This window comes from Muricomes intestini (assembly GCF_004346165.1).
Taxonomy (GTDB): Bacteria; Bacillota; Clostridia; order Lachnospirales; family Lachnospiraceae; genus Muricomes; species Muricomes intestini.
Map to the genome: position 1 here is coordinate 179907 of NZ_SLZZ01000001.1, position 14250 is coordinate 194156.

A 14250-nucleotide genomic window follows, 5' to 3' on the forward strand; every position below is an offset into this window, starting at 1 on the left:
AGTAGAATTTGTTAAGGATGAAAAATGTTATCGGATTTTTTCAGCAAAAAGAAATTGATAAATACAATGTTATTTAATAATGGAATCACACAAGAATGAAATTCTGGAAGGAAATCACACAGCGGATATATAAAGGAGTACGGAGAAATATGGAAAATGACTTTAGCGAGGCCTTGCTCTCAGCTCTGGATGAAGGAAATGACATTATATATCTTTCTGATCCCGAAAATTATAAACTATATTATCTGAACAAAAAAGCTAAAAGTGCCCTGGGGAATCCGCCCAGGATCCAGTGGTTTGAGAAGCTCTGTTATCAGGTGCTGTATGGCAATGAAGGTCCATGTGATTTTTGCCCCTGCCGTATGTTTACAGATCAGACCCATGAATGGCAATGTTTTAATAAGAAGATGGAAAAATATCTCAGGGGCAAAAGTATAGCAGCCGAGAGCGAGGGGCAAATATTTCACCTAGGGATTGCGGCTGATGTTACAGAACAGATGGAGTTGGAGAATAGGATCAATTATCTGAGCAAGGTAGATGAACTTACAGAGGCGGGAAACCGCAAAAGTTATTTAAACAGGCTGGCTCAGATGGATGAGCAGAAGTTCGGCGGGTTTGGAATTCTTGTGGCAGATATAGACAGGCTGCGTATTGTCAACGATGCATATGGACGCCAGTGGGGAGACTTTATATTAATCCATACGGCCGAGGTCCTCAAGTCCATATTTGAGGATGAGGTTTACCGCATAGGTGAAGATGAATTTATAGCTCTCGGAAAGGATATGGATGAAGCTGCATTTGAGAGTGTTGTAAATGAGCTTACAGAACGGGCCAAATGGGATGAGCAGTTCCAGGTATCTATGGGTGCAAGCTATTATGACGGAGAAAGGGATATTGAATATCATATTTCTGCCGCAAATGAGAAAATGAATCTTGCAAAGCTGTACCATTACAGTGAGAGAGAGGAGCTGGCCGCGGAAAGAACACCGGCTGAAAACAGAGGAAAATATCAGGTCGTTCTGTCGGAGAGGCTGAAAGCCGAGATTCAGGATGAACGGTTTCAACTTTACCTACAGCCACAGATCAACCTGAAGACAGGGAAGATGGGGGGAGCAGAAGCCCTGGTGAGGTATATAGATGAAAAAGGCAATATTGTTTATCCGAATGCTTTTATCGATAAGTATGAGTCAGAAGGATTGATTCGACATATTGATATGTATATGTTGGAGAGTGTATGCCGTCTCCTTACAAAATGGCAGGTATCCGGTACACAGGAGATAAGTGTTTCCGTGAACTTTTCCCGCGTTACGCTGGCTGAAGAGGATATTGTGAAGAAAATGAGGGCAATCTGTGATAAGCACAAAGTGCCGCCCTGCATGGTAACCATAGAAATCACGGAAAACGTAGGAGTGTTGGGCCGCCGTGAACTGGAGCGGCTGCTGGTATCCCTCCAGAGAGCAGGATTTTCAATATCCTTAGATGACTTTGGCTCCAGGTATTCGGATCTGGCAATTCTATCAATTGCAGATTTTGACGAGATTAAGTTGGATAAAAGTCTTGTTGATAAAATAGAAAGTAAAGGAAAGTCCAGAACTATTGCAGAATATATACTGCATATGTGTATGGATCTGGAGCTGACACATACGGTAGCAGAAGGAATTGAAACAGTTCCCCAGAGAGAAATATTTAAACAGTACGGGTGCGAGTTCGGACAGGGGTATTTGTTTGACAGGCCAATGCCTGTAGAAGACTTTGAAAGAAAATATATAATGTTTTAATTTTTTTTGGCCAGGGGTGTCGAAAAGCGTCAGGTTATGTTTTAAATTGAAGAAAAAAGTGGAAAGAAGGGGGAATAATATGTCAGGCATCAACGGATTTTGGGGAAATTCTATTTCCATGGTGGAGAAATCCCTGGATTATTTGTGGGAAAAGCAGCAGGCTATATCCAATAACATTGCAAACGCAGAAACTCCGGGATATAAGTCAAAGTATGTGACTTTTGAAGAAAATTACAGGAGCAGGCTTCAGGATGCGATGAAGGCAAAGAACCCGTCACAGGTTCAAAAGGCTATTTCGGGGGCCAGAACAACTGTCCGGGAATCGGCAGAGGAAACAGCCAGACTTGATGGCAACAATGTGAATGCAGATGTGCAGCTGATAGAGATGAGCAGGACTGCGCTGCAGTATCAGTATGGGCTGAGCTCAATAAACAGTGATATAGCAAGACTTAGTACTGCAATCAAGGGACAGTAGGAGGCAGAAGATGGACACAGGATTTATAACACCCATACAGTTATGGGGCAATCTTCCGGAGACAGTAAAAGCCAGTCAGACAGAAGAAAGCAATGGCATGTTTAAAAGTATTTTTGAAAATGCCGTGAACGATGTAACTGATACACAGAAAACTTTGGAGCAGCAGCAGTATCTGTTATCGACCGGACAGATTGATGATGTACACAGTGTGTCAATTGCGGCATCGGAAGCACAACTGTCCGTAGACATGCTGGTTCAGCTGAGAAATAAAGCGATTGAATCTTACAATGAACTGATGAGAATTAGCTTGTAGGTAATAAAAAGATAAAGGATGTTGGCTGAAGGCATGGAAAAAATAAAACTAAAAGTGGAAGATGTAAAACAATTTTTAGACAGATATAGCACCAGGACAAAGGTTTTGGCTGCAGGGAGTGCGGTTGTTCTTCTGATAGGGGCCATAATTATAGCTCTGGTTTTAAACCATAAGGAGTATATAGTGCTGTTTTCAGGTATTACTCCGGAGGAAGAAACTCAGATTGTCGGCAAACTTCAGGAGGCGGGGATAGAGTATCAGTATAAAGATAACGGTGATATTCTTGTCCCGGAGAATGTAGCAGATCAAACCAGAGCAGACCTCGCCTATGAAGGATACCCGAAAAGTGGATTTACATATGATGTCTTTACTGAACATGCAGGCGGAATGACCACCGATACAGAAAAGCAGACATATAAGCTCTATGATTTGCAGAACCGTATCGGCGCTACAATCCGTCTTTTTGATGGAGTAAAAGATGCAAAGGTAACAATAGCCCTGGAAGATGAAGAGAAGTACGTTCTGTCGGACAAAGATGATGAAACATCTGCGGCGACTGCTTCTGTTGTTGTCACTATGAAAGATGACGGGTCTCCTTCAGAAAAACAGGCTTTGGCAATACAGAGGCTGGTTGCCGGAAGCGTGCCGGGTATGCAGATGGAAAATGTATCTGTCTTTGACGGAAATGGAATCGAGATCTCGGTGGACTCCGATAAGACAGGAACCTCCGGTGATGCGGGGGAGGAAATCGCCCAGTTAATTGAGACGCAGATTTCGAAAAAGGTTATCAATGTTCTGGGTCCTTTTTTTGGAAATAATAATATACGGGTCTCAGCCCGCGGCAAGGTTAATATGGAGAAAGTAGTCCGTGAGACAACCACTTATAATACTCCGGAGAAGATAGATGAAAAGGACAAGACAGGTATTGTATCGAGTGAAAGTTCCGATACAAGTACAACGGATACAGGAGGAACCACCGGAGGTACAGCGGGGACAGAGACTAATTCTGACGTCACTGAGTACAATGCAAATGAGGGTACAGAAGGCGGCAATGTGGTTGACGAGAGCAGAACCAGGGATTACCTTGTGAATCAGATCAAAGAACAGGGTGCATTAGATCCGGGGGTCTTGGAAGATCTGACGGTATCTGTTGCTGTTAACGGCGATTCCCGCAGCAATATCAGCATGAATCAGCTGATAGATCTTGTAGGGAATGCAACGGGAATTGCGGCGGCAGACCGAAAAGAAAAGATTACAATTGTGAATTCTCCGTTCTATGAGCCCAAAAAAGCAGATGCCCATGAGACAGCCATGACAGATATTACAGATGCAATGACAGAGTACCTTCCGATTATCGCAGTGGCAGCACTTATTGCAGTTGTTATTATCTTGATTACTACAATTTTACTGAGAAGAAGGAGAAAGAAGAAAGATTCTGAGCAAGAGGAAGAAGAACTCGAAGAGTTTCTTATTCCTGAAGAAACTGTAAAGCCGGAGGTTCTGCACGCACAAGGTGAAAAGAACAGAGAACTGAGAGAAAACGTGAGGGAATTTGCAGATAATAATCCGGAGATTTCTGCACAAATGATTAGAACCTGGTTGAATGGAGGAAATCAAGATGGAAGTAAGTCGGCTGAGTAAAACTCCGAAATTGACACCCGGGCAGAAGGCGGCGGCAGTTATAGCAGCCCTGGGGGCAGACAAAGCATCCAAGGTATATAAGTATCTGACGGAAGAAGAAGTGGAGCAGCTTACTTTAGAGGTGGCAAAGCTGGGCCATCTGGAAGCGGAACAGACCGAGAGTATTTTAGATGATTTTTATAAGACCTGTCTGACTCAGAAGGTTGTGACGGACGGCGGACTGGAATATGCAAGAGCTGTACTTGAAAAAACCTATGGAGAGTCTGTGGCCAACGAACTTCTTCGGAAAGTCACTAAATATATGAAGAACCGTCCTTTTGACTTCATTTCAAAGACAGATACGAAGAATTTATTTTCTCTGCTTCAGCATGAAAGGCCTCAGACCATTGCACTGGTACTGTCCTACTTGGATTCTTCACAGGCAGCTGAACTAATTGCAGAGCTTTCTGAGGATATGAGACTGAAGGTAGTAGAGAGCATTGCCAGAATGGAAAGCGCCTCGCCTGAGGCAATTAAGATTGTAGAGACACAGCTGGCCAAGAAATTTGACAATATTCTCACAACAGACTTTACCAGCATCGGTGGTGTGGACTATATTGCAGATGTCATGAACCGTATGGACAGAAGCAATGAAAAATATATTTTTGACGAGATGGGAAAAGACGATCCGGAACTGGCCGAGACAATCCGCAAAAAGATGTTTGTATTCGAGGATATTCTCACTATGGATGACCGCGCAATCCAGCGGTTTATGCGTGAATGCGATATGAAGGATATTGTATATGCCCTGAAGAATGCCAGTGAAGAGATGCTCAGCCTGTTTTATTCTAATATGTCAAGCCGTATGGCAGACACAGTGCGGTCTGATTTGGAGGTTACGGTCAATGTACGTCTGCGTGACGTAGAAGAAGCACAGCAGCGGATTGTCGAAATTATCAGAAAGCTTGATGAGGAAGGCGAGCTCGTGATTGGCAAAGGCGGAAAGGATGAAATCATTGTATAGGGTGATGAAAAGTAAGCCAGAGGTTGTGCAGAGCCTGGGGAAAGATGTACTATATCCGGAATTTACCGCGGGAGAAAGAAAAGAAACACTCCATGAGGAAGAAGAGTCAGAAGAAAATGAAACTCAGGACATTATGGAGGCAGTATATGCTCAGGCAAAGTCAATTCTGGATGCTGCCAAAAAGGAAGCGGAGGATATCAAGACGGAGGCTTATCAGACCGGCTTTAGCGCCGGAAATGAGGAGGGGTACAGGCAGGGGGCCGGACAGGCCCGGAAGGTGTATAATCTCCGATTTGAGGCAGAGTTTAAGGCTCTTCAGAAGCAGCTCGCGGAAGATATAAAAGAGGTGGAGAATGCAAAAGAGAAGCTGTTGGAGCAGTATATTGATGATTTGAAGAATATAGCGCTGGCAATTGGTGAAAAGATTGTACAAACCAGCTTAAAATCCAGCAGTGAGGTCGTGGAGCGCATGATCCTGTCCGCTACCGGCAGACTTAAAAAATCGGCATGGGCCAAGATTTATATTGGGAAAGGCCAGGAGACTATTGATGTCCGGGGAGACGTAAAGTTTTTGCAGGAGCTTTCCAAGCTGTCGGATAATGTGAAAATTATTATGCTTGAGGAAGAGGACGCAGGAACCTGTATTGTAGAGTTGCCTGATGAGGTTATTGATATGAGTGTGAAAACTCAGCTTGAGAATATAAAAGAGATTCTCAATAACGCGCGCCTGTAAGTGCTGGCAAGTCAAAGACCCCGCAGCAAGCTGACGGGGCATCAAACTTGCAGCGCAGCAAGCTGCGGGGTCTTTGACCCTCGCGGCAGCCGCCAAATGGAAATGCAAGCATTTCCGCTTGTCTCGTTGCTCGCGGGAATAAACAAACGAAAACGGAGGGACACAGATGCTTGAAAGTTTACCCGGTCTGATTATGAAATCTGAGACGATCAGCCACATCGGAAAAATTGAAAATATTACCGGGATGGCCATGGAAGCATCTGGCGGAGGCGCAAATATCGGAGATATCGTTCTGATTTATAATGATGAGCAGAAAAAACAGATACCCGCTGAGGTAGTAGGTTTTCGGGATGATAAGATACAGCTGATGGCATATGAAAATATGCATGGTATTGGTACAGAGAGTTTTGTCAGGAATACAAAGAAACGATTGAAAATTCTCGTGGGCGAATTTTTAAGAGGCAGAGTCATAGATGCACTGGGGAATCCTTTAGATGATAAGGGAGAGTTTACCTCCGACAGGTATTATTATGTAGAAAACCCCAAAATCAACCCCCTTGAAAGACCGCCTATTACCGAGGAACTTGAATTTGGGATCAGGGCTATCGACGGTTTGAATACGATAGGCAAAGGTCAGCGTATCGGGATTTTTGCCGGAAGCGGTGTGGGAAAAAGTACTTTACTTGGCATGATTGCCAGAAATGTAAAAGCAGATATCAATGTGATTGCGCTGGTCGGAGAGCGGGGGCGTGAGGTTCGGGAATTTGTGGAGAAGGACTTAGGGCCTGAGGGCATGAAGCGTTCTGTGCTGGTGGTTGCCACCTCTGACCAACCGGCAATGCTGAGAATGAAATGTCCTATGGTGGCAACTACTATTGCAGAGTATTTCAAAGATCAGGGAAAAGATGTACTTCTGATGATGGATTCACTGACACGTTTTGCCATGGCCCAGAGAGAAATTGGGCTTGCTACGGGAGAACCTCCTGTGGCCAGGGGATACACCCCTTCTATTTATGCAGAGTTTCCCAAGCTTCTGGAGAGAAGCGGGAGATTCGAAAAGGGTTCTATCACCGGTGTCTATACTGTGCTTGTGGAAGGCGACGATACAAATGAACCGGTAGCCGATACAGTCCGGGGAATTCTTGACGGACATATTGTACTTACCAGAAAACTGGCAAACAGAGGGCATTTTCCTGCTATTGACGTAAATGCCAGTATTTCGAGGCTGATGAGCGATATTGTTACACCTGAACATAAGGATTTGGCATCAAGGATCCGGGATATCCTCAGTCTGTATGAACAGAATGAAGATTTGATATCTATCGGAGCATATAAAACGGGGACAAACCCTAAACTGGATTATGCAATTTCAAAAATTGATCAGATTAATGCCTTTTTAATGCAGGAGGTAGAGAACAGCTACAGTGAAGAAGAAACTTTGCATATGATGAAGGACATTTTGAAGTAAGAGTGGAGGAAGACAATTGAGACGGTTTTCATTTACATTAGACAGGGTTCTGAACTATAAAACTCAGATTGAAAGAAGTTTGAGAAATGAACATGCACAGATTATGCAGAAGGTTATAAGAAAGGAAGGGCAGATTGGGGCCCTGGAGCAGAAGCACCAAACGTGCGCTGTTGAATATGACCAGGTGAAGCAGCAGGGTGCCATGGTGAACAGGCTGCGGGCTTTTGAGGATTATCTCCAATCCCTGTCAGACGAAATAAATGCAGAGAAACAAAATCTGGCACAGCTTAAAGTTTTAGAAGAAAAGAAGAGATTGGAAGTAATCACTGCGAAACAGGACACGGCTTCTATTGATATGCTGAAGACAAAAAGAAGACAGGAATATGATAGAGAGGTACTAAAAGACGATGAACGACTGATAGAGGAGTTTGTCTCCAATACTATGTCGGGCAGTGCTATTGCAGGATAGTGACGCTGCACATGCAGATTGCTATAGATTATATCAAGGAGGAAGGAGGAGAGGGATGAATCAAATTACGGAGGCTTTGCCCCGGCAGGAGAAATGGAATGCTTCGGGCATAGAAATGAAAAAGAACAAAGAAAATCCTAAAAAGAGTTTTGAAGATATTTTAAAGGGCCGGAAGGAAACAGATGTGCCGGCAGCATTTATAGGAGTCGGCGGGGAAATTGTGTGTCCCCAGATGCAGGCCTTGTTTTTCCAGGAAGCGCCCGGGAAAAAAGTGGAGATTCAGAATGGTTTGGGAGAATTATCTTCTGTTTCTCAAATACAGGAAGAGATGCCTGCCTTGCAGCAAAATCCGAATGACCTGGGAATAAACGGACAACCAAAAGAAGGACGGGAGGCGGTGCAAAATACTGCTCCGGAAAATGCATTGGGCCAAACGAAAGGCTTATCGAATGCAGCCCGTCAGATAGTGCAGACAGTTCAGGAAAATAATACAGAAACAATACAATCGCAGTATATTAAAAACCAGGCGACAGATTCTTTGGAGACAAATTCGTCTGTGGGAACAGCAGGAAAGGAAATGCTGACTGCCGGCACAGAAAAGAAGAGCAGTATAGCGAAAGCTATGGAGGAGAGGCCGGTATCTGCAGAAGACAATGGCAGAAAAATGCAGGTTGTTCAAGGCTTTGATGGCCACACGGGGTATGTGCGTGAAGCCTGGACAAAGGAAAAAGCTGCCCCAGGCACGCCGAAAAGTATGGAGCCGGATATGCAGGATCTTAGAAGCAAGATTATAGATCAGATGAGCACAGGGAAAAAAGAATTTCAGGTTCAGCTGAAACCGGAAAACCTGGGAATGGTGCTTGTGAAGGCATCCTATGAAAATGGAAAAGCAGTAATTTCTATTGTATGTATGGAGTCTAAGACAATGCATGCAATGGTGCAGAGTGCAGAAGAGCTGGGAAGCCTGATCCAGTCAAGATTGGGGGGGCCGACCGAGGTGGTAGTGGAAACGCCTCACGCCGATTACCTGGAACAGCAGAGTGGACAGCCAGACAGCCGGGAGCAGGGACAGAATCAGCAGCAGAAGAAAAAAGGAAAAGCAGTCGGGGAAGACACAGAAGATTTCCTGCAGCAGCTGAGACTGGGTTTAGCATAAGGATGTAAAGGGAGAAAAACTATGGATGGAATTCAGGCATTAAGCAATAACAGCAGCAATACAGCTGCGGCAGGAAGCAGTTCTGCATCAGGCACATCGGGCTTGAGCATCAATGATTTTTACAAGCTGCTTGCGGCCCAGATGCAGTATCAGGATGCAGATAATCCTATGGACACAAGTGAGATGATGGCGCAGATGGTACAGACACATATGATTGAGGCCATCACCAATATGTCTACGATTAACACAATTACCTACGCTTCTTCCATGGTTGGAAAAGAAGTTACAATGGCAGAGATTGACTCCCAGGGGAAATTTACAGGAGAACACACCACAGGGACTGTGTCGGGGATACTGATGGGAGACAATCCAATTCTTTATATAGGTGATAAAGCCTATCATATGGCACAGATTATGACAGTAGGTGAGGTGCCGGAGTCTGTCATATCTGACGATAAGGAAAATGAGGAAGCAGGCCCCGATGATGAGGGCACAGTAACAGAGGGATAAAACAAAAGAAAGAAGGTACATAATATGGTTAAATCAATGTATGCAGCTATTGCCGGGCTGCGTTCACACCAAAGTAAGATGGATGTAATCAGTAACAATATTGCGAATGTAAATACTTGGGGATTTAAGAGCAGGACTGCAAACTTTCAGGATGCTATGTATCAAAATCTGACGAACAGCACCGGGGGAAATACAGCTGAGGGTGGAAACGGCGGTGTAAACAGCTCCCAGCTCGGCTACGGAGTGAATATGGGCTCTATCTCGACAAACTTTACTACAGGAAGCTGGGGATATACCGGTGATTCAATGAATTGTATGCTTGACGGGACAGGTTTCTTCATCGTAGGTCCGATGCAGGACAGCGTCCCTGCCGATGCGCTTGCAGAAAACAATATGAACCTCTCCAGAGTTGGGATATTCAGTGTGGACAATAACGGTTATCTGGTAGACAACAGCGGAAATTATATTTATGGTTTTACAGAACAGGATGCAGACGGTACATGGGATACAGATACGCTCCAGCCCATAAGGATACCTGTGGACCCAGACTCAGCAGGAGAACGTTACAATGTATCGACCTATAAGATTGGTACGGACGGTGTTATCACAGGTATTACAGTGGACAGTAAGAAAATCACTATAGGCCAGATCGCTGTGGCTACAGTGGAGAATCCCGGCGGACTGGAGCAGACAGCAGGGTATCTATACACTATCGGCGAGAATGCAGGAAATGTTTTGGCGGTACAGACGATGGGGACAACAACAGGTACCATTTTAAGCGGTTATCTGGAGATGTCCAATGTTGATTTGGCAACGGAAATGTCTAATATGATTACGACCCAGAGGGGTTACCAGGCGAATACAAAGGTTATTACAGTAACAGATGAAATGCTGGAACAGTTAGTTAATATGAAACGTTAAAACCGGAATAAATGCCGGAAACTGTTTCTGCATTGAGGGAAGGGAGGCGGAAGATGCCGTGATAGAGTTAACCAAGTTAAACGGCGAGCCTATTTTAATTAATCCGAAGCAAATTGAATACATAGAACTGATACCGGAATCCAAGATTATTATGATGAATGGAAAATATCACATTGTAAGTGAACATAAAGATGAGATTATTGCACGCATCATCAGGTTCAACAAGGCTATCCACAACATACAGAACAGGGAGGACTAAATTCATGGATTTTACTACAATTATCGGTATCGTGGGAGGATTTTTCTTTATTATAAGTGCGATTATGGACGGCGGGGATATTGGCAACTTCATGGATATGCCCAGTGTGGCTATAGTAATGGGGGGCGTGGTGTGTTCTGTTATTGCAAGTTTCCCATTCAGTATGCTTAAGAATGTAGGAATACATATGAAGAAACTGATGTCCGCCAAACAATATGCCCCGGAACCGGTAATAAATACACTTGTTGAATTTGCCCAGATTGCCAGAAGAAATGGGCTTCTGGCACTGGAAGATAAAGCAAACACGCTGGAGGATTCTTTTTTTAAGCAAGGGATACTGCTTGTGGTAGATGCTATGGAGGCGGATAAGGTCAGAGAATTGCTGGAGATGGAGGTAGACAATATGTCGGCCAGGCATGAGGAAGAGGTTGCAATTTATGATAAGGCTTCCCAGTATGCTCCGGCATTTGGTATGATAGGTACTCTTGTAGGTCTGATTAATATGCTGAAAAGCATGGATTTGTCCGACGGGGCATCCGACAGCCTGGGGGCCAGTATGGCAACAGCTTTGATTACAACGTTTTACGGATGTATTTTGGCAAATCTTGTTTTCATGCCTATTGCAAAGAAGCTCAGAATACGAAATGAAGAAGAAGTAATTTACAGACAGATTATCATCGAAGGGGTCATGAGCATTCAGGCAGGAGAAAATCCCAAGATAATAAGAGAAAAACTGACATCTCTGCTTAGACAGAAGCAACAGCAGAGGCTGCTCTCAGAAGGAAATAGTAATAGCAGCCTGGCAGGAGAAAAGACAAAAAGCAAAAGAAAGAAAAATAGAAAATAGCCGGATTAAAAAATGAGTGTAAGAAATTGCGGGGAAGGAGAGCACAGTGAAGCGAAGAGAAAAAAAGGAAGAAAGCGGAAGCTGGATGGATACATATGGCGACATGGTTACACTGCTGCTTTGTTTTTTTGTATTGCTCTATTCCATATCTTCTGTGGATCAGATAAAATGGAGAAATCTTGTGAAAAGTATGAATCCGGATGCGGTAGAGGCAGTCCAGGATAAGGCAGATAAGGCAGAAAGCAGCCCTGAGGGCAGCAAGTCAGATTCAGATATGAAATTTGAAGAGCTGTATGATAACCTGGTGAAAATAAAGAATTCTGCCGGCGAATCTATGGATATTCAGATTGCCCGGGGAGACGGTTATCAGTTCATCACCTTTAGAGACAGGGTTTTCTTTGATGGAGACAGTTATGTACTCAAGGAGGAAGGCAAGAAAGTGCTGGAGTCATTTTCGGCAGCAATAGCTCCAGCTGCAGATTCCGTGAAGGAAATACAAGTGCTGGGACACACTAGCCAGGCGGATCCGAATATCCAAAACGAGCTGGTCAGTGACAGAATTCTCTCCGCCAACCGTTCTGCTGTGGTGGTTGCCTATATCCAGGCTAAAAATGTAGTTGAGCCTAAAAAGCTGGTGAGTGCCGGGTATGGGCAGTTTCGTCCCATAGATACCTTTGAAACAGAGGAAGGCAGAAGTCAGAACCGCAGAGTGGAAATTTTGATTACCCAGTCAGGAGCTATAGAGCAAAGCCTTGATGAATATTATGAACAGGTATATCAGGATGGTGCACAAAAATAAAGGTAACTATACAGGAGTAAAATTATGGCAGAAGTATTATCTCAGAATCAGATAGACGCACTGCTGAATTCTATGTTGAAGGATAACACAGAAAGCGTCCCTGAATCTCAGAAGGAGCTGGAAAAATCTTGGAAAAAGTATGATTTTTCCAGCCCTAAGAAATTTACGAAAGATAAGTTAAAACTAATTAAGGGAATTTATGATAATTATACCCGGCTTGCCTCATCCAGAGTGAATGGGATTCTCAGGGCAAATTGTGAGATGGAGGTCATAACGGTGGAGGAGCAGCGTTATCATGAGTTTAACAATGCTTTAAGTGACAGTGATGTAATGACCCTGATGCCTCTGAAGCTTCCGGATGACTCAAAGGCCCCTCCTGTTTTAGTGCATATAAGCCAAAAGCTGATGATTAATATGATTGACCGGATGCTGGGAGGAAGCGGAGATGATGATACCGTGGATTCTTCTTACAGTTACACAGAAATTGAAAGTGCTCTGTATGAAAAAATGATGGAATATCTTCTCGGAGTAACAAAGGACGCATGGAACAATTACATTCAGGTTGGGATGGGAAAGCTCACCATGGAGACGAACCCGGGACTGTATCAGGAAATCAGCATGGAGGAGCCGGTAGCAATTATTCTGATTAATGTGAAAATGAATGAGATAGAGGGAAATATAACAATTTGCATTCCCGGGAATTTACTGACAAATATTTTCTCGATTATTGACAAGCGGAAGCATGTAGCGGGGCTTTATGACGAGGGTATTGTAGATGCTCCGGAGATTATTCTGGACAACCTGAAAAATGGCTCTCTTGAAATGAAAGCGGAACTCAGCCAGGCGAAACTGAGTTTATACGATGTATGCAGCCTCCGGGTGGGGGATGTGATAGATCTGAATCAAGGAAAAGACACGGATATCACATTGTATGTGCAGGAACAGCCCTGGTTTAAGGGTACTCTTGGGGCACATAAGAAAAATGCTGCAGTTAGGATAGAGGAACGGCTGAGTTAATAGATGAACTAATCAAAGAAAGAGGTAAAAACAAATGGCGAAGATTATGGTAGTAGACGATGCAGCATTTATGCGCATGATGGTGAAGGACACACTCTCAAAGGGAGGATATACCGACATATGTGAGGCCGGCGACGGTGTAGAAGCAGTACAGATGTATAAAGACGTTAAACCGGAGCTTGTGCTGCTGGATATCACCATGCCAAATATGGATGGACTCGAGGCCCTGAAGGCAATTAAGGCATATGATGCAGACGCCACGGTTGTAATGTGTTCTGCAATGGGGCAGGAGACCATGGTTATTGAAGCTATCAAGTCAGGGGCAAAAGACTTTATTGTAAAGCCTTTTAAACCAAACCGTATTTTAGATACAGTATCAAAAATAATTGAGCAATAGGCGGGAGGGGACAATATGTCTTTTTTAAGTTCTCTGAATATCAGTGCAACCGGCATGACCGCTCAGCGGCTTCGTCTGGATGTTGCAGCGGAAAATATTGCAAATGTTGAGACAACCAGGACCGGGGACGGGAGTCCATACCGCAGAAAGCTGGTAGTTCTGGAATCAAAAAATGATTTCCGCACAGCTCTTGCCAGGGCAAGGCATAAGCAGACTGCGGGGGGCGGCGTCGAGGCAACTGCAATTGTAGAGGATGGTACACAATTAAAGGCAGTGTATAATCCCAGCCATCCGGATGCGGATGCTAAGGGGTATGTTATGATGCCCAATGTGGATGTGGTACAGGAAACAACAGATGCAATGGCGGCCACGCGCTCATATGAAGCCAACATTACTGCATTTAATGCAGTGAAGCAGATGGCGCAAAAGGCGCTGGAAATAGGAAAATAAAGAGTGGCTTTGCA

17 protein-coding genes are annotated in these 14250 nt (G+C 44.2%); all 17 read left to right on the top strand.

Annotation, left to right across the window (positions count from 1 at the left end):
- The first annotated feature begins 149 nt into the window (after window positions 1–149).
- The 17 genes from EDD59_RS00850 to flgC all read left to right on the top strand — a co-directional run bounded on the left by EDD59_RS00850 (window position 150) and on the right by flgC (window position 14236).
- The gene (locus EDD59_RS00850) at window positions 150–1778 is read left to right on the top strand and encodes a bifunctional diguanylate cyclase/phosphodiesterase (protein WP_165920826.1); all 1629 of its coding nucleotides are present in this window, start codon (window positions 150–152) and stop codon (window positions 1776–1778) included.
- Between the two features lie 79 nt (window positions 1779–1857).
- On the top strand, window positions 1858–2253 hold the full coding sequence (gene flgB / locus EDD59_RS00855) for a flagellar basal body rod protein FlgB (protein ID WP_132377937.1): 396 nt from the start codon (window positions 1858–1860) through the stop codon (window positions 2251–2253).
- A 10-nt stretch (window positions 2254–2263) separates the two neighbouring features.
- On the top strand, window positions 2264–2566 hold the full coding sequence (gene fliE / locus EDD59_RS00860; protein WP_132377939.1) for a flagellar hook-basal body complex protein FliE: 303 nt from the start codon (window positions 2264–2266) through the stop codon (window positions 2564–2566).
- A gap of 33 nt (window positions 2567–2599) precedes the next feature.
- Window positions 2600–4207, top strand: coding sequence for a flagellar basal-body MS-ring/collar protein FliF (gene fliF / locus EDD59_RS00865; protein ID WP_132377941.1), 1608 nt, complete (start codon window positions 2600–2602; stop codon window positions 4205–4207).
- Complete coding sequence (gene fliG / locus EDD59_RS00870) at window positions 4185–5210, top strand: flagellar motor switch protein FliG (RefSeq protein WP_243117306.1); 1026 nt, start codon at window positions 4185–4187, stop codon at window positions 5208–5210. The genes fliF and fliG overlap by 23 nt, the downstream gene beginning before the upstream one ends.
- Complete coding sequence (locus EDD59_RS00875; protein ID WP_132377945.1) at window positions 5194–5943, top strand: FliH/SctL family protein; 750 nt, start codon at window positions 5194–5196, stop codon at window positions 5941–5943. The genes fliG and EDD59_RS00875 overlap by 17 nt, the downstream gene beginning before the upstream one ends.
- Before the next feature lie 166 nt (window positions 5944–6109).
- Window positions 6110–7411: a flagellar protein export ATPase FliI gene (fliI, locus tag EDD59_RS00880; protein WP_132377947.1), complete on the top strand. Its 1302-nt coding sequence runs from the start codon at window positions 6110–6112 to the stop codon at window positions 7409–7411.
- A 16-nt stretch (window positions 7412–7427) separates the two neighbouring features.
- The gene (locus EDD59_RS00885; RefSeq protein WP_132377949.1) at window positions 7428–7880 is read left to right on the top strand and encodes a flagellar export protein FliJ; all 453 of its coding nucleotides are present in this window, start codon (window positions 7428–7430) and stop codon (window positions 7878–7880) included.
- Window positions 7881–7935: 55 nt separating this feature from the next.
- A complete protein-coding gene (locus EDD59_RS00890; RefSeq protein WP_132377951.1) occupies window positions 7936–9036 on the top strand; it encodes a flagellar hook-length control protein FliK in 1101 nt (366 codons plus the stop codon).
- A 21-nt stretch (window positions 9037–9057) separates the two neighbouring features.
- Window positions 9058–9546, top strand: a complete 489-nt coding sequence (locus EDD59_RS00895; protein ID WP_132377953.1) for a flagellar hook capping FlgD N-terminal domain-containing protein — start codon at window positions 9058–9060, stop codon at window positions 9544–9546.
- A 24-nt stretch (window positions 9547–9570) separates the two neighbouring features.
- The gene (locus tag EDD59_RS00900) at window positions 9571–10467 is read left to right on the top strand and encodes a flagellar hook-basal body protein (RefSeq protein ID WP_132377955.1); all 897 of its coding nucleotides are present in this window, start codon (window positions 9571–9573) and stop codon (window positions 10465–10467) included.
- 58 nt (window positions 10468–10525) lie between these two features.
- Complete coding sequence (locus EDD59_RS00905; protein ID WP_132377957.1) at window positions 10526–10726, top strand: flagellar FlbD family protein; 201 nt, start codon at window positions 10526–10528, stop codon at window positions 10724–10726.
- Window positions 10727–10730: 4 nt separating this feature from the next.
- Window positions 10731–11573, top strand: a complete 843-nt coding sequence (locus tag EDD59_RS00910; protein WP_132377959.1) for a motility protein A — start codon at window positions 10731–10733, stop codon at window positions 11571–11573.
- Window positions 11574–11619: 46 nt separating this feature from the next.
- Window positions 11620–12372 (top strand): OmpA/MotB family protein, encoded by a 753-nt coding sequence (locus EDD59_RS00915; RefSeq protein ID WP_132377961.1) that lies wholly within the window; start codon window positions 11620–11622, stop codon window positions 12370–12372.
- 24 nt (window positions 12373–12396) lie between these two features.
- Window positions 12397–13389 carry a flagellar motor switch protein FliM gene (locus tag EDD59_RS00920; RefSeq protein WP_132377963.1) on the top strand — a complete coding sequence of 331 codons (993 nt, stop codon included), beginning with the start codon at window positions 12397–12399 and terminating at the stop codon, window positions 13387–13389.
- A 34-nt stretch (window positions 13390–13423) separates the two neighbouring features.
- Window positions 13424–13786 (top strand): response regulator, encoded by a 363-nt coding sequence (locus EDD59_RS00925; protein WP_132377964.1) that lies wholly within the window; start codon window positions 13424–13426, stop codon window positions 13784–13786.
- A 15-nt stretch (window positions 13787–13801) separates the two neighbouring features.
- On the top strand, window positions 13802–14236 hold the full coding sequence (gene flgC, locus EDD59_RS00930; RefSeq protein WP_132377966.1) for a flagellar basal body rod protein FlgC: 435 nt from the start codon (window positions 13802–13804) through the stop codon (window positions 14234–14236).
- Window positions 14237–14250 lie beyond the last annotated feature (14 nt).

What these genes read in the sequence shown, in the direction of transcription:
- EDD59_RS00850 (WP_165920826.1), top strand. Translation starts at nt 150, where the DNA reads ATGGAAAATGACTTTAGCGAGGCCTTGCTCTCAGCTCTGGATGAAGGA.
- flgB (WP_132377937.1), top strand. Translation starts at nt 1,858, where the DNA reads ATGTCAGGCATCAACGGATTTTGGGGAAATTCTATTTCCATGGTGGAG.
- fliE (WP_132377939.1), top strand. Translation starts at nt 2,264, where the DNA reads ATGGACACAGGATTTATAACACCCATACAGTTATGGGGCAATCTTCCG.
- fliF (WP_132377941.1), top strand. Translation starts at nt 2,600, where the DNA reads ATGGAAAAAATAAAACTAAAAGTGGAAGATGTAAAACAATTTTTAGAC.
- fliG (WP_243117306.1), top strand. Translation starts at nt 4,185, where the DNA reads ATGGAAGTAAGTCGGCTGAGTAAAACTCCGAAATTGACACCCGGGCAG.
- EDD59_RS00875 (WP_132377945.1), top strand. Translation starts at nt 5,194, where the DNA reads ATGAAATCATTGTATAGGGTGATGAAAAGTAAGCCAGAGGTTGTGCAG.
- fliI (WP_132377947.1), top strand. Translation starts at nt 6,110, where the DNA reads ATGCTTGAAAGTTTACCCGGTCTGATTATGAAATCTGAGACGATCAGC.
- EDD59_RS00890 (WP_132377951.1), top strand. Translation starts at nt 7,936, where the DNA reads ATGAATCAAATTACGGAGGCTTTGCCCCGGCAGGAGAAATGGAATGCT.
- EDD59_RS00895 (WP_132377953.1), top strand. Translation starts at nt 9,058, where the DNA reads ATGGATGGAATTCAGGCATTAAGCAATAACAGCAGCAATACAGCTGCG.
- EDD59_RS00900 (WP_132377955.1), top strand. Translation starts at nt 9,571, where the DNA reads ATGGTTAAATCAATGTATGCAGCTATTGCCGGGCTGCGTTCACACCAA.
- EDD59_RS00910 (WP_132377959.1), top strand. Translation starts at nt 10,731, where the DNA reads ATGGATTTTACTACAATTATCGGTATCGTGGGAGGATTTTTCTTTATT.
- EDD59_RS00920 (WP_132377963.1), top strand. Translation starts at nt 12,397, where the DNA reads ATGGCAGAAGTATTATCTCAGAATCAGATAGACGCACTGCTGAATTCT.
- EDD59_RS00925 (WP_132377964.1), top strand. Translation starts at nt 13,424, where the DNA reads ATGGCGAAGATTATGGTAGTAGACGATGCAGCATTTATGCGCATGATG.
- flgC (WP_132377966.1), top strand. Translation starts at nt 13,802, where the DNA reads ATGTCTTTTTTAAGTTCTCTGAATATCAGTGCAACCGGCATGACCGCT.